Source organism: Rheinheimera marina (assembly GCF_042654345.1).
Classification (GTDB): domain Bacteria; phylum Pseudomonadota; class Gammaproteobacteria; order Enterobacterales; family Alteromonadaceae; genus Pararheinheimera; species Pararheinheimera marina.
The window spans coordinates 352,127-366,481 of sequence record NZ_JBHSGB010000005.1; the positions used below are offsets into that span (position 1 = coordinate 352,127).

Genomic DNA, 14,355 nt, shown 5'->3' on the forward strand with positions numbered 1-14,355 from the left:
ATCATTGCATCATTTTGATCAGGGCGCAAGGCTTGGCTCGGACCAAATCCCTTGATTTCTATTCAGTTTTTCACCACTGGGGGGGACCTTAGTGGTTGCACCAGTTTGAGGCATTCGCTTTTACCTGCCACTGAGCAGCTAACTTAATGAAAATACTGATTAAAGTATAAAAAAATAGGGGCGTTGTTTTAATCTTCCGTTTAAAGTAATAGCTCTAATTAATTTTCTGTAACTGCTCAAACTTGCCGTCATCCGACAGTGTTAACACAAAGTAACCCTGCAAGCCGTCATGTTGCATATAAGGGCGAAAATACCGCAGTGGTAATTGCACGGTCTGGCCGTTTTCGGCATACACCACCACGTCAGTAATACGGCCCTGATAAAAGGCCAGACACTGGCCTTTATCCAACAGCACAGGAAAACGGTAGTGGCGCATTTAGTCGCTCAGGCTCTTGCTTAATTTTTCATACAGGTCGTTACTCAACCCCTGCTGTGCCAGCATTTGTGACAACACAGCCTTTAACTGAGCCGCCCTGTGCGTTTCAAAGCGGCGCCATGACAATAGGGGCGTCACCAGCCGCGCCGCCAGCTGTGGATTGATCGGGTCCAGTTTCAGCACCACCTGTTGCAGTACCTGATAACCTTTGCCGTCAGCGGCATGGAAAATCGTCGGGTTTTGCTGAGCAAAGGCCATGTAAACCGCCCTTACCCGGTTTGGATTTTGCCAGCTGAATTGCGGGTGCTGCGTCAAATGCGGCAACAGGTACACCGTATCTTTGGTCGGCAAACTGGCTTTAAGTGCAAACCATTTGTCGAGCACCAGTACATCCTCTCGCCAGCGCTGTTCAAACTGTGCGGTCAGTGTTTCGAACAGTGGGTGGGTTGCATTACGGCAGGCTTTCAGCACCGCCAGTTGATCGGTCAGGTTATCCGCACTCTGGTAGGCCTGTAGCAATAACTCTGCCTGTTGGCCGGACTGCGCCAGGTAATCCAGGCAAAGCGCGCGTAACGCGCGCGCTGCCACCTGCTCCTGCCGATAGGCGTATGGAGCTGGTATCAGTTGCTGGTAACAGTTCAGCCAGTCCGCCGCCAGTTCGTCCGCCAGCTGCCGCCGGATTTGCTGCAGCGCCTGCAACAAGGCATCGACCGGCACCGGCTGGTACTGCTCCGCCAATAAATCGAACGACGGTGGCGTGAGCAGCTCAGCTAAAAATGCCAGGTCCCCCTCTGGCGTTGCCAATAAAGCGCGGTAAAGGGCGACTACCTCGGCAGGCACCTGCAATGGTTCAGAGCTCCGCACCGCCTGACGCACTAAATCACTCCAGAGTTGCTGCATTGCATCCCAACGGGCGACCCCGTCAGAGGCATGTTGCACCACGGTCAGCAACTGGCTGACTGACTGCGGGTAGTGCAGCCGTACCGGCGCAGAGAAATCGGCCAGGATCACCGCCACTGGCGGTTCTGCCACGGCAAAACTAAAGCTTTGTTGCTCTTCGCTGACCACCAATAAGTGCTGTTGCTTCTCGTTCTTCGCAAGCAGTTCAATCCGCACCGGCAGCAACAGATTGCGCTTGTCCTGCTGATCAGCAGTAGCGGCCGTATGCTGGCTGAATACCAGCTTGAATTGTTGCTGCTCAGCGTCAAACGACGACTGCACCGTCAGCTCCGGAGTACCGGACTGGCTGTACCAGCGACGGAACAGACTTAAATCGCGGCCGTTGGCATCCTGCATCGCACTGACGAAGTCATCACAGGTGACCGCCTGACCGTCGTGACGGGCAAAATACAAGTCCATACCCTGACGAAAACCCGCCGCGCCTAACAAGGTATGCAGCATGCGGATCACTTCAGCCCCTTTGTCATACACAGTCACTGTATAGAAGTTATTCATCTCCAGTACTTGTGCTGGCCGGATCGGGTGCGCCATTGGTCCGGCATCTTCGGCAAACTGGTGGGTACGAATGGTCTTCACTGCATCGATACGGCTTAACGTGGCAGAAGCCATATCGGCACTGAATTGCTGATCACGAAACACCGTCAGGCCTTCTTTCAGACTTAGCTGAAACCAATCCCGGCAGGTTACACGGTTCCCTGTCCAGTTATGGAAGTATTCATGGCCAATAATGGACTCAATGTTATACAGGTCGGTATCGGTGGCTGATTGCTGATCGGCCAGCACGTACTTGCTGTTAAACACGTTCAGCCCTTTATTCTCCATCGCGCCCATATTAAAGAAGTCGACGGCCACCACCATATAACTATCCAGGTCGTATTCCAGGCCATAGGTCTGTTCATCCCAGCACATCGCCCGCTTTAAGGCCTCCAGCGCAAACTCGGCCCGTGCTGCATTGCCTTTATCGACATAAAACTCCAGCGACACAGTGCGCCCAGATTGGGTGACGTACTGCCCTGTCAGGCAGTCGAAATCCCCCGCCACAAGCGCAAACAAATAACAGGGCTTTGGGAAAGGATCGACCCAGCTGACCTGCACGCGACCATCAGGTAACTGCTGCTCGGCCACTTTATTGCCATTGGACAACAACGCCGGGTAGCGCTGTTGATTGGCAATAATATGAGTGGTAAACCGGGCCATCACATCAGGCCGGTCTAAGTAATAACAAATCCGTCGAAAGCCTTCGGCTTCACACTGAGTGCAGAAGGCGCTATCTGACAAATACAGACCTTCCAGCGCCGTATTGGCAGCAGGATTTAAGCGTACCTGCAATTCAAGTTCGGCCTGCGCAGGCATTTGGTCAATACGCAGATGGTCGTCTGTCACCTGATACTGCGCTGGCGTCAGTTGCTGGCCGTTCAGTTTCACCGACAGCAACTCCAACTGCTGGCCGTCCAGCACTAACTCCGTAGCGCCCTTACGCTGTGATTTAAGCTGGTAACGCGCTGTCAGCAACGTAGTGGCCGGTTCCAGTTCAAACCAGAGCTCCACATCGGTGATGGTAAAGTCAGGGGCCTGATAGTCGGCCAGTCGTTTGGCCTGGCGTAAGGTGTTTTGCGTCATAAGTTCAGTTCCAAATTCCGTTGTGCGGGCTGTCAGCCTGTTGGCAAGTCACAGCTAAAAACAAGGCCAGTCGCCTGGCCTTGTCTGATTATTTCTGTTGCACCGCAGCGCTATAGGGTGTGTCAGGTGGTGTCAGTTTCAGCACTTTAATCCCCAGGTAGGCATAGATAATGGCCAGTACCGGGTTAATCAGGTTAAAGAATGCGTAAAAAGCATAGTCCAACGGGTTCACATTCAGCACACCGTGCATATAAGCACCGCAAGTATTCCACGGGATCAACGGGCTGGTGATGGTACCGCCATCCTCCAGCGTACGGGACAGGTTCACCGGCGCCAGACCACGACGTTCATACTCTTCTTTGTACATACGCCCGGGCATCACAATGGACATGTACTGGTCAGCAGTCAGGATATTGGTGGCGAAACAAGTCACGATGGTGCTGGTGATTAACGAGCCGGTACTCTTGGCCCAGACCAGAATGCCCTGGATAAATTTACGCAGTAAACCAATATGCTCCAACACAGCACCAAACATCATTGCAGAAAAAATCAGCCAGCAGGTGTTCAGCATCTTGACCATGCCACCACCGTTTAGCAGTTTGTCCAGCTCGACATTGCCGGTTTCAATCACGAAACCACCGTGCAAGGTACTCCAGACCACTTTTAACTGTGCCAGTACAGGGTTCAGTTCAGGGTCAGACATTTTTTCGACCAGTTCAGGCTGGAACACCACAGCCCAAGCGGCGCCCAATAAAGCACCGATAAACACCGTTGGGAAGGCCGGCACTTTTTTCACCGCCATCGCCATTAACACCAGTAGTGGCACCAACATCAGCGGGCTGATGTTGAAATGCTGCAGCAAAGTTTCACTGATGGCGCGGATGGCAGAATCGTCCGCGCTGCCTTGTGAGTTAAAACCAACCACTGCAAACAGGATCAGCGCCAACACCATGCTTGGCACTGTGGTCCAGGTCATATGACGGATATGGTCAAACAAATTCGAACCGGCTACTGCAGGTGCCAGGTTAGTGGTTTCGCTGACTGGAGACATTTTGTCACCAAAATAAGCACCGGATACGATGGCGCCAGCGGTGATTACCGGCGACATGCCCAGACCTGAAGCAACGCCAATTAGTGCCACACCAATAGTGGCTGCTGTGGTCCAGCTGGAACCAATGGCCAAGGCAACGACAGCACAGAGCAAGCAGCTGGCAGCATAAAACCAGGATGGATTCAGAATTTGTAAGCCGTAATAAATCAGTGAAGGTACAGTGCCGGACAACAACCAAGTGCCAATCAGCGCGCCCACTGAAAACAGGATCAATAAAGCGCCAAGTGACAAGGAAATGCCTTTCACCATCGCCTGCTCTATTTCGGTCCAGCTGTAGCCGTTTTTCAGACCGATAATGACGCCTACCCCAGACGCCACAAAAAGTGCAATCTGATTCGGGCCGTAAGACGAGTCGCTGCCGTACAGAAACACAGATAGGCCTAACAAAAATACCAGCACCACAAGTGGCAGGCTGGCATCGAGGAAACTGGGTTCTTTGACTGAGGTGTTGTGTTCCATGGTCTGTCCTGACTGGCTTGGGCCAGTTCTTTCGTTTAGTTTTAATCAGAAAAAAGGCGGTGTTCACACCGCCTTTCTTTATTCAGCGCGTTTGGCTGTCTGGCCAAGACTGAGTAAATCAATGGTGATTTGCGCAGTCTCCTCCAGCAGAGGATCCAATTTTTCCAGAACTTCAGGCAAGTCGTCCAGCGTTTTTACCGGTGGTAACTTCAGACGGGCCAGACGTTCGTTCACCCGCTTTAAGTCTTTCGCCGAGTTTTCGTCTTTGCGCGCCAGACGTTCTTTTTCATTCAACGAGATGGTTTTCTCGTCTTTGTCTTTGTTGTACTGCGCTATGTCTTCCATCAGGTAAGCATATTCTGGCGTTTTGCTAAAGCGCTCTTCGTGCTTACGTAACAAGACCGGAATATCTTTACGGATTTCATCAGAGGCGCGGTACTGGGCCGCCGGAATGCTGTCCCATGGTAAAGCGTTTTCTTCTTTGCTTTCGCCCCACTCGCCTGGTTCAATCGGTGACGGGAACACGATGTCCGGCGTTACGCCTTTGTGTTGTGTACTGCCACCATTGATGCGGTAGAACTTGGCAATGGTAAATTGCACCGATCCTAATGACTGTTCGAACATGTCATAGACACGGCCCAAACCTCGGTGTTGTTGCACAGTGCCTTTACCGAACGTGTGCTCGCCCACAATCAGCGCACGGCCATAATCCTGCATCGCAGCCGCAAAAATTTCAGAAGCAGAAGCGCTGTATCTGTCCACCATCACCGTCAGCGGGCCATCATAGAAAACCGACGGGTCCTGATCCTGACTGACACTGATCCGGTTGCCTGCTTCACGGATTTGCACCACGGGGCCACGTTCAATAAACAGACCGCTCAGAGAAATAGCTTCAGGTAAGGAGCCACCACCATTGCCGCGCAAGTCAATGATCACACCATCCACTTTGTCCTGCTTCAGTTTGGCCAGTTCTTTTTTCACATCTTCGGTCAGGTTGTTGTAGAAACTCGGGATATTAATCACACCGATTTTCTTCCCTAAAGGCGCCAGTTTAGGATCCAGCACTTCGCCTTTGGCTGCTCTGTCTTCCAGACGGATTTTGTCACGAACTATGGTCACCTGCGCCGGAGTCCCTGTAGTGGCATCGCCACCTGGCAGCACCTGCAGACGCACCGTTGAGCCTTTCGGGCCTTTAATCAGGTCCACCACGTCATCCAAACGCCAGCCCACTACGTCGACAAATTCATCTTCGCCTTGGGCCACACCAATAATGCGGTCTTTGACTTTGACTTTTTTGCTTAAATCAGCCGGGCCGCCTGGGACCAGGCTCATAATGACGGTGAAGTCGTCATCAGCCTGCAACACGGCGCCAATGCCCTCCAGTGACAGATTCATTTCCTGCTGGAAACGTTCGGCATTGCGTGGTGATAAATACGAGGTGTGCGCTTCGATGCTGCGGGCATACGAGTTCATCACAATCTGGAACACATCTTCGCTTTCCGTCTGAGTCAGGCGCTTCTTGGCGTTTTCATAACGTTTGGTCAGCAGTTTTTTGGTTTCTGCATCGTCTTTGCCAGCCAGCTTCAGGTTCAGTGCATCGTACTTCACCTTCTGCCGCCACAACTCATTCAGATGCGCCAGATCAGTCACCCAAGGCGAATCTTCCCGTTCAAACTCATACGCGTCCTTTTGAGTAAAATCAAAAGGCTTATCCAGCAGCGTCAGCGCATAGTCAAAACGTTCCATCCGGCGTTTTAACGTCAGATTAAACATTTCATAGGCTATGGAAAAATCGCCGGACACCATCGCATCATCAAACTTGGTTCTGTACTTTTCAAAACCATCGATGTCGGATTTCAACAACACATTTTTGAAGAAATCCAGGCTTTTCAGGTAACGGTCAAACACCTTGGACGACAATTGATCATCCATGCGAATCCCAAGGTAATGCTCGCGGCTAAAGTAGTTACTGACTCGTTTTGAGGCCGTCGCGTGTTGGGGTTCCTGTTTCAGTTCAGGGGTTGGATCAATCACAGGTGCTGCAATCACAGCGCCCGACATCAGCATCACCAGAGCTGCAACAGCGGATAATCTATTCATGAGTCTCTCGTATTTGGTTACAGGCGGAACAATTTGTCGCTGGTGGTTTTAATCACCATGCCTGAGTTCAGTTGTACCACAACGTCATTCTTGGAGATTTCAACCACAGTGGCAGGAACAGGTCTCTGACCCACTTTCAGTTGCACAGCGGCACCAGCTTGTAATGAGGCAAAATCCACCGCTAAAAGTTCAATTTCTGGTTTGGATTCAACCGCTTTGGCTTTGTGCTCAGGCCGCTCTGATTGTGCGCCCTTTGCTTTAGGTTTGGCAGCTGCTTTTTTGTAACCAGCTTTGTCAGTGCCTGCGGCTTTGCGTTGTTCTTTCTGTTGTTCGCGCTGTTTCGCGCGCTCTTCGGCTTGGCGGGCTTTACGGCTTTCGGCGGCTTTGGCTTTGCTTTGCTCAAGCGTCTGAGCCGCATGCTGTGCCTGTTGCTCGTCAATCAGCTCACCGGCCTGGCCGTCCAGGTCAACCCGGGCTACCCCCAGTTTCACGCCGGCAAGGTAGCGCCAGCTGGAGGTGTACATGCGCAGTGCATGACGGATCTGCGTTTTACTGATGCCATCTTCTTCGGTCAGACGTTCAGTTAAATCCTGAAAAATACCAATTTTCAGCGGTTTAGCTTCACCCGTCAGATTAAAACACAGCGGAAATTTTTCGCTGAGCTGGGCCAGCACTTGCTTTACGTCCTTGCCAGCGCTCTGAGCCGGGTTTTGTTCAATCGCAGTTGTCATGCAAAATTACTCTTCTTCATCATCATCTTCGGCAAGATCGTCAGGATCCACACCTTCTTCTAATCGTTGGTCGACATAGGCCAGCGCCCAGTCAACCAGCTCATCTTCATCAGCTTCCAGCAGCACATAACCACCACGCAGCTCGTTCCAGACACTGTGCATCAGCTCGTCGATCACGGCCAATGGGCTGTCATCAGGCAAATGTTGCCACAGGGCATGGAACACGGCGTTAATTTTATCTGCGACCAGTTCTTCTTCACCTTCCCAGTCGCCGACATCATTCGGGCTGAGCAGGTAATCATGAACGCTGGTTAAATCTTTCATAGAGTGGCAGCCAAATGCTGTTCAAACACAGCGACCAGTTGCTCCAGTCCCTGCTGATCCTCAGCATCAAACCGCGCCAGACTCGGACTGTCGATGTCCAGTACGGCAATAATGTCGCCGCGCAGACGCACAGGCAACACGATTTCTGAATTGCTGGCAGCATCGCAGGCGATATGGCCGGGGAATTCGTGCACATCTTTAACCAGCTGCACCTGACCGCTGGACACTGCAGTGCCACACACGCCTTTGCCTACCGGGATACGAACACAAGCGGGTTTGCCCATAAAAGGCCCCAGCACCAGGGTGTCGTCTCGCAAAATATAAAAGCCTGACCAGTTCAGATCAGGCATTTCATTAAATAACAACGAACTCAGATTGGCCATATTGGCAATCAGATCCGATTCATCTTCAATCAGCGCTTTGGCCTGTTGGACCAGCAGCGTATAAAATTCAGCTTTGCTTTCGCTCATGAACTCTTTTACTACCCAGACTTCAAAGGCCCTTACATTACTTGGTTTAACGGCAAATTTAAACCTCTTGGCAGAAAAGTTTATACGCTGCATGGCTCCTTAATCAGGGTTTGCTTAATTCAAACTCAACCATCACTTCAGCACGGATATCGGTCTGACCAAAAGCCACTTCGGCTCCATCCGCCATGGCCTTGGCCATGCGCATCACCGGCGCCGGTGCATTGCCCTGCTCCTGGATACGTTGTGGTTTGCCTAAGCTCATCTGGCTGGCTTTGGCCAGCAATTCGGCTTTGCTGCGCGCGTTGGCATAGGCATCCAACAGCGCTTGCTGGTAGAGCTTAGGTGCATCACTGACCAGAAATTCAGTCTGGTTCAGCTGCGTGACACCCAAGTCTGCCGCTTTTTGCAGCACAGTGCTGTACAGGCTGAGGTCCTGCAACGTCACATTGACTTCGCGGGCGACCAGATAACGCTGCGGCAGCTTTTGCTCTGGATCATGCTGATAATCCGGCTGAATACGCAGTGGCGCATTACTGAAATACTCAGGTTTTATGCCCAGTTTCAATAAGGCTTTACTCAGTTGATCCGTCTGCTCATCGACCCGGGTTTTAGCGCTGCTGACCTGCTCCGATTTTTGCTGAATTTGCATGGTCAACTTGACCGCGTCCGGTTTAGCCTGCAGTACGGCAGAGCCTGACACAGACACCAGTGGCGTTGGCGGTTCAGCCGCCCACAGCGGACTGCTCAGCAGCAATGCAGAAACCAATGCAGCAGACATCAATTTTGGATAAGTGTTCATAGGTCGTCTCCTTTCGTGATTCAGGTGCAGTCTGGCAGGTGCTGACTGAACCTGACCTGAAATCAGCGCTTCAGTACCCGCTCCACTGCCACCTGCGTTAATGGGTGATAGCCCGCTTTGGCTTGCTGATAAATCTGCGTTGCCATCGCTTGGCCACCTGGCATCGACGCCAGTTGCTGGTACAAAGGCACCACAAACTTACGCCGCCCCACCTGCAGTAAAAAAGTTTTAATATGCGGCAGCGCGCTCTGGTAATTGCGGCTGATCGCCTGCGCAAACCATGCCGAGGCAATCTCGGCATTCTGGCTCTGGCTCAAACCAAAGGTCTGATCCAAAGCCGCCAGCTGGTCAGGCCGGACACTAGCAGACAGCTGATTAATAAAATGTAACCATTGGTGAATCGACCAGTCAGTTGTCTGCAATTTGCTCAGGTCGTCGCTTTGTTGCCACTGGCTGGCCTGACGATCAACCTGGGCGAAGGCATCCGACTGCGGCGCCACAAAGGTGCTGGCTAGACCGGGTTGATTCAGCCATTCCAGTACTTCACCAAAACTGACGGTATCCGGGTCTTGCAATAAGGTCTGGCGCAAATAACGTAAAAAGCGCTCTGTGGTCATGCTTTGAAAAGCAAAGTTGGCGAAATAGTGCTTTAAAAAGGCATCGAATTTTTCGCGGCCAAAGCGCTGTTCCAGAAACTGCAGCAGCAACATGCCTTTGACATAGGGCACCTGGGTAAAGGCTTCATCCGGGTCTCGCCCAGAGTAATCGGTCACCAGGCGGGTATCGGCTGGGGCCAGATCAGGGAGTTCAGCCTGAAGTTCCTGTACCGCCAGCTGACGCTCCAGCAAGGCGCGCTCTTCACCATACACAGCCGCCATAATGCGGTTTTCCACATAGTTGGTGAAACCTTCATTCAGCCATAACTCATGCCAGCTGGCATTGGTGACCAGATTGCCCGACCAGGAATGCGCCAGTTCATGCGCAATCAAACTGACCAGACTTTTGTCGCCAGCGATCACTGTCGGTGTAATAAAAGACAAGCGTGGGTTTTCCATGCCACCAAAAGGGAAGCTGGCTGGTAACACCAGAATATCGTAACGACCCCAGGCATAGTCGCCGTACATCCGCCCAGCCACCTGCATCATCTGTTCGGTATCGCCAAACTCGGCCACCGCTTTGTCCAGCCAGGCTCGTTCGGCATAAACACCGGTCCGCTCAGACATGGCTTTAAAATGCAGGTCGCCAACCGCCAGTGCAATCAGATAAGCCGGGATAGGTTGCGGCATCTCAAATTGATAATCCCCGTCGCGTTCCAGGTTGGCACTGTTATCGGCACCCATCACGGCAAGCAAAGTTTTCGGGGTATGGATGCGGGCACTGAAAGTCAGCCGCCGTTCTGGCGTGTCTTGCAGCGGGATCCAGCTGCGGGCATGAATGGACTGCGACTGGCTGAACATAAAGGGTTGTGTTTTTTCGCTGGTCTGCTCTGCGCTTAACCATTGCAAACCCGACGCATTGGGACTGGTGTGGTAATACACCCGCACTTTGTTGTACTGCTCAGGGCAGCCAATGATCAGCGCCTGACCGTGGTCGGCCTGTTTTTTACCGAACTGGTGCGACAGCGCCTGCCATTGGCCTTCGGCGGTGCGCCCCATCACCCGCTGGACAGTTAAATCCCGGCTGTCCAGCACCAGTTCGCGGGCTTCTGGCAGATGCCATTCCAGGTCCAGTTCAACAAAACCTGACAATTGTTTTTTGTCAAAATCGGCGGTCAGATCCAGCTGCAGATGCGGGTGCGAAACGATATCCGAATTACTGAAACTATGAGGGTCCGCTTTGGCGACCACGGCAAAAAACACTAACAAGACAACAAGCAAACGCATGACTAAACTCCGGGTTGCACATAGGCCAGTGGATTGGCCGGGTAATAACAGACTTCTTGCTGAGCCTGATGGTTAAAACGTCGGGTTTCTTTGTGTGGCAGTTTCATAAAACCGCCAACCCCTTCGCCCTGGATCAGCGGCACTTTGGCCAGAATATCGGCCAGCAAGGACGCAAACTCCTGCTCCCTGGTCGGATCGAGCAGACGGAAATAATTGTGTATTTTCATGTAGAAGGCCGTCACTTCAAAAATAATACAGCCGGTGTGACGGATCAGATTGAGCGCAGCCAGGTCGGCCATAATGGCGTCTGGCAGCACCAGTTGCTCATCCGGGTCTTTACCGTCTTCAAAGTAACTGTGCTGAGCACTGGGTTCATCCGGCAAACTTTGCCCGATCTGGTACTGGATCTTGGTTCCCTTGGCCACCACAAAGGCCTGGTCCATCTGATCCCTGGCTAAGTGAATGGTCTGGCGCGCATCAAACAAACAGGCCTTAAAGACCCCGACTTTGGCGATGGAGCGCGCCAGCTGCACCATATTATTCACAGCAACCGCAAAGGCTTGTTGCAGCTTATCGTCAAACAGGTTCAGGCTTGAATCAATAAAAACCCCGTCCGGCCGCCAGTGAATAGCGAGGCCCCCAGTCACCGGATAACGACCGAGCCGGCTGACCGCTGCGACAAAGGCTTTTTCAGTTTCGCCCATGCCCTCGAGGTAGTTTTTGTAGTAACGCTCCAGCTGCACGTCGTCAACATACTGAATGCCTTCTTCATCACTGTGTTCACGCAGGAAGGACTTGCGCGACGAATACACCACAGTGTCGAGTTCGGCCGTTTTGGCTTCCACCCGCACCGGCAGCACTGCCGCCGTTGGCAATAAAGGCAAGTCTGGCGTCACCAGTTGTTTCAGTTGTGGCATGCGCTGCAGAAAATAATCGCCGGCCTGGGCCCTTAATTGCGGGTCGTCGGCCAGCAGGCTGTCGAGTAAAGTGGCAAACTCGACCGGTAAGCCCAGGCTTCTGGCCGGAATGGCCTTACGGCCAAAACGACAGGATTGGCCGGACGCCAGCGCATACAAGGTACTGGCGACCCCTTGCTCGTCAAAACGTGGGCTCGACAAGGCGCCACTGCGCTGCTCAGGTCCGATAAAATACACGTCACCCAGCCGGGCATTGGTACTTTGCAAATCGGACGACATCAGCTGCATCACATTGTTGCTGATGTACTGGCCTTGTGCGTCTAACTGGGCAAATACCGAAGAGCCCCAGTCCACAAGGCTGATTTGGCCTGTGCTTTCGTCATAGACAATATTGGACGGTTTCACATCGCCATGTACCAAAGGCGCAGGCTCGCCATCTTTTTGATGTGACCGCAGCACCTGCAACAGACTGGCCAGCTGAGCCGCAATATTGAGCAATAAACGCACCGGTAAGCGGCCATGACGCAGACTGTAGTGTTCCAGATCGATGCCTTTGGCCCGGCCCATCATCAGAATGCCCTGCTTTTTCACCAACTGATAGGTCAGGTAGGGCGGTACATTCGGGTGCTGTAGCTGCGACAGCATATAGGCTTCGTCGGCCAGCCGCTCCTGTATATGCACGGGCAAATTCACCCGGCTGAATTTAAACACCACCTGATTGTCTTTGGCATCGAGCCCAGCAAACACAAAGCCGTACGCGCCTTTGCCCACCAGTTCGATTTGGCGGTAACCGAGTTTTTCCAGCTCCGACATACAAAGCGCCACCCAGTCCTTTAACTTTTTCGCATCGTTGGCGTTGAGCAGATAAACCGACTGTTCTTCCGGAATATAAAAATTGCGTAACTGATGTTTTTCCATCGAATGCTCTGTACTGGCGCCATAAAAAACCCTGCAATTGCAGGGTTTTAACAAAAATACCGGGTGGAAGCCAGCGCTTAACGCAGACTCAGCAGCATAGACGCCGGTTGCTCCAGATAGCTCTTCCATAAATTGGTAAAGCGGGCGATGGTACCACCGTCAATCACCCGGTGATCGCCAGACCAGCTGATTTGCATCAGCGAGCGGGCTTCCACCTCACCATTGGCGTTAAAGCGTGGCAGCTGCTGGGTTTTGCCCAAAGCCACGATGGCCACTTCCGGCTTGTTGATAATAGGCGTCGCCACAGTGCCGCCAATAGCGCCAATATTGGAAATGGTAATGGTGCCGCCTTTTAAGTCGGCCGGACTGACACGGCCTTCGCGCGCCGCTTCGGTCAGCTTGGTCAGTTCAGTGGCAATTTGCAGAATCGACTTCTCCTGACAGCCTTTAATATTTGGCACCAGCAGGCCCACTTTGGAGTCCACCGCGATGCCAATATTGTGGTCATCAAAGTACGTCAGTTCAGTGCAATCGGCATTGACCTGGCTGTTTAAAATCGGGAACTGTTGCAACGCCAGCGACATGGCTTTCATAAAAAACGGCATCATCGTTAGTTTTACGCCTTGTTTGGCATACTGGTCTTTGAGCTGCAGGCGCAGCGCAATCAGGTCGGTCAGGTCAATTTCTTCACAGTAGGTGAAATGCGGAATGGTCGACACAGATTCCATCATTTGCCGTGCCATCGCCGCTTTCACGCCTTTAATTGGCTCTTTACGGCTACCGCCCGTACCTGTGCTGGTGGCAGGTGCCGCCGCAGCCGGGGCTGGGGCCGCTTTCACTTCAGGTGAGGCACCAGAGGTAAAGGCCTGCACATCCTGTTTATAAACCCGGCCTTTGTCGCCGGAGCCTTGCACTTTGGTCAAATCAACACCCAGCTCACGGGCGAGGCGTCGCACCGCAGGGCTGGCCACCGCTTTGCCAGAGCCAACAAACACGGCTGGCGCTGCGGCAGTTTTTGCCGCTAACGGGCAGACAGCAGCAGGTGCAGATACAGCGCTGGCAGCAGTGCCTGCGGCGCCTTCAATTTGCTGCTGGAACAGCGGGCTGTGAACTTTGGCAATGTCGCCTTTGGCGTAATGCAGCTTCACCACTTTACCGGCATGTTTGGCCGGAATTTGCACCAGGGCTTTGTCCGTCATCACGTCACAGACCGGCTGATCTTCCGCCAGCACGTCGCCTTCTTTGACCAGCCATTCGACGATTTCACACTCCACAATGCCTTCGCCAATATCCGGCAGAATAAAGTCTTCCAGCACTGTGCCCGAAGCGGCTGCTGGTGTTGGCTGTGGAGCCACTGCAGCAGCGGCTGGCGCAGTACCGGCCAGTTCCATTTCAAACAGCGGTGCATGCACTTTGGCAATGTCGCCTTTCTGGTAATACAGTCTGGTGACCACACCGTCGTACACAGCCGGAATTTGCACCAGCGCTTTGTCGGTCATTACGTCACAAACCGGCTGGTCTTCTTTGATGGTATCGCCTTCTTTAATCAGCCACTCCACCACTTCACATTCAACAATGCCTTCACCAATATCCGGCAGAATAAAATCTTTTTTCATCAGTTCTGCCC

11 protein-coding genes are annotated in these 14,355 nt (G+C 52.6%); all 11 read right to left on the minus strand.

Annotation, left to right across the window (positions count from 1 at the left end; translation table 11 throughout):
* Positions 1-214 precede the first annotated feature (214 nt).
* Positions 215-436, minus strand: a complete 222-nt coding sequence (locus ACFO3I_RS05785) for a DUF2835 family protein (RefSeq protein WP_377332482.1) — start codon at positions 434-436, stop codon at positions 215-217.
* Positions 437-3,016 (minus strand): aminopeptidase N, encoded by a 2,580-nt coding sequence (gene pepN / locus ACFO3I_RS05790; protein WP_377332484.1) that lies wholly within the window; start codon positions 3,014-3,016, stop codon positions 437-439.
* Positions 3,017-3,104: 88 nt separating this feature from the next.
* Entirely contained in the window at positions 3,105-4,586 is a 1,482-nt protein-coding gene (nhaC, locus tag ACFO3I_RS05795; protein ID WP_377332486.1) for a Na+/H+ antiporter NhaC, read from the minus strand.
* Between the two features lie 78 nt (positions 4,587-4,664).
* A complete protein-coding gene (gene prc / locus ACFO3I_RS05800) occupies positions 4,665-6,686 on the minus strand; it encodes a carboxy terminal-processing peptidase (protein WP_377332487.1) in 2,022 nt (673 codons plus the stop codon).
* Between the two features lie 17 nt (positions 6,687-6,703).
* Positions 6,704-7,417, minus strand: coding sequence for an RNA chaperone ProQ (gene proQ / locus ACFO3I_RS05805; protein ID WP_377332489.1), 714 nt, complete (start codon positions 7,415-7,417; stop codon positions 6,704-6,706).
* 6 nt (positions 7,418-7,423) lie between these two features.
* On the minus strand, positions 7,424-7,741 hold the full coding sequence (locus ACFO3I_RS05810; RefSeq protein WP_377332491.1) for a hypothetical protein: 318 nt from the start codon (positions 7,739-7,741) through the stop codon (positions 7,424-7,426).
* Entirely contained in the window at positions 7,738-8,211 is a 474-nt protein-coding gene (locus tag ACFO3I_RS05815) for a GAF domain-containing protein (protein ID WP_377332492.1), read from the minus strand. The genes ACFO3I_RS05810 and ACFO3I_RS05815 overlap by 4 nt, the downstream gene beginning before the upstream one ends.
* 103 nt (positions 8,212-8,314) lie before the next feature.
* Complete coding sequence (locus ACFO3I_RS05820; RefSeq protein WP_377332494.1) at positions 8,315-9,010, minus strand: SIMPL domain-containing protein; 696 nt, start codon at positions 9,008-9,010, stop codon at positions 8,315-8,317.
* 62 nt (positions 9,011-9,072) lie between these two features.
* The gene (locus ACFO3I_RS05825) at positions 9,073-10,893 is read right to left on the minus strand and encodes a M1 family metallopeptidase (protein ID WP_377332496.1); all 1,821 of its coding nucleotides are present in this window, start codon (positions 10,891-10,893) and stop codon (positions 9,073-9,075) included.
* A gap of 2 nt (positions 10,894-10,895) precedes the next feature.
* Positions 10,896-12,728, minus strand: a complete 1,833-nt coding sequence (locus ACFO3I_RS05830; protein WP_377332497.1) for a protein kinase domain-containing protein — start codon at positions 12,726-12,728, stop codon at positions 10,896-10,898.
* 77 nt (positions 12,729-12,805) lie between these two features.
* The gene (locus ACFO3I_RS05835) at positions 12,806-14,344 is read right to left on the minus strand and encodes a dihydrolipoyllysine-residue acetyltransferase (protein ID WP_377332498.1); all 1,539 of its coding nucleotides are present in this window, start codon (positions 14,342-14,344) and stop codon (positions 12,806-12,808) included.
* Positions 14,345-14,355 lie beyond the last annotated feature (11 nt).

Excerpts from the sequence above, each read along its gene's own strand:
- nhaC (WP_377332486.1), bottom strand. The coding sequence starts at position 4,586 with ATGGAACACAACACCTCAGTCAAAGAACCCAGTTTCCTCGATGCCAGC.
- ACFO3I_RS05785 (WP_377332482.1), bottom strand. The coding sequence starts at position 436 with ATGCGCCACTACCGTTTTCCTGTGCTGTTGGATAAAGGCCAGTGTCTG.
- ACFO3I_RS05825 (WP_377332496.1), bottom strand. The coding sequence starts at position 10,893 with ATGCGTTTGCTTGTTGTCTTGTTAGTGTTTTTTGCCGTGGTCGCCAAA.
- pepN (WP_377332484.1), bottom strand. The coding sequence starts at position 3,016 with ATGACGCAAAACACCTTACGCCAGGCCAAACGACTGGCCGACTATCAG.
- ACFO3I_RS05810 (WP_377332491.1), bottom strand. The coding sequence starts at position 7,741 with ATGAAAGATTTAACCAGCGTTCATGATTACCTGCTCAGCCCGAATGAT.
- ACFO3I_RS05820 (WP_377332494.1), bottom strand. The coding sequence starts at position 9,010 with ATGAACACTTATCCAAAATTGATGTCTGCTGCATTGGTTTCTGCATTG.
- prc (WP_377332487.1), bottom strand. The coding sequence starts at position 6,686 with ATGAATAGATTATCCGCTGTTGCAGCTCTGGTGATGCTGATGTCGGGC.
- ACFO3I_RS05815 (WP_377332492.1), bottom strand. The coding sequence starts at position 8,211 with ATGAGCGAAAGCAAAGCTGAATTTTATACGCTGCTGGTCCAACAGGCC.
- ACFO3I_RS05830 (WP_377332497.1), bottom strand. The coding sequence starts at position 12,728 with ATGGAAAAACATCAGTTACGCAATTTTTATATTCCGGAAGAACAGTCG.
- proQ (WP_377332489.1), bottom strand. The coding sequence starts at position 7,417 with ATGACAACTGCGATTGAACAAAACCCGGCTCAGAGCGCTGGCAAGGAC.
- ACFO3I_RS05835 (WP_377332498.1), bottom strand. The coding sequence starts at position 14,344 with ATGAAAAAAGATTTTATTCTGCCGGATATTGGTGAAGGCATTGTTGAA.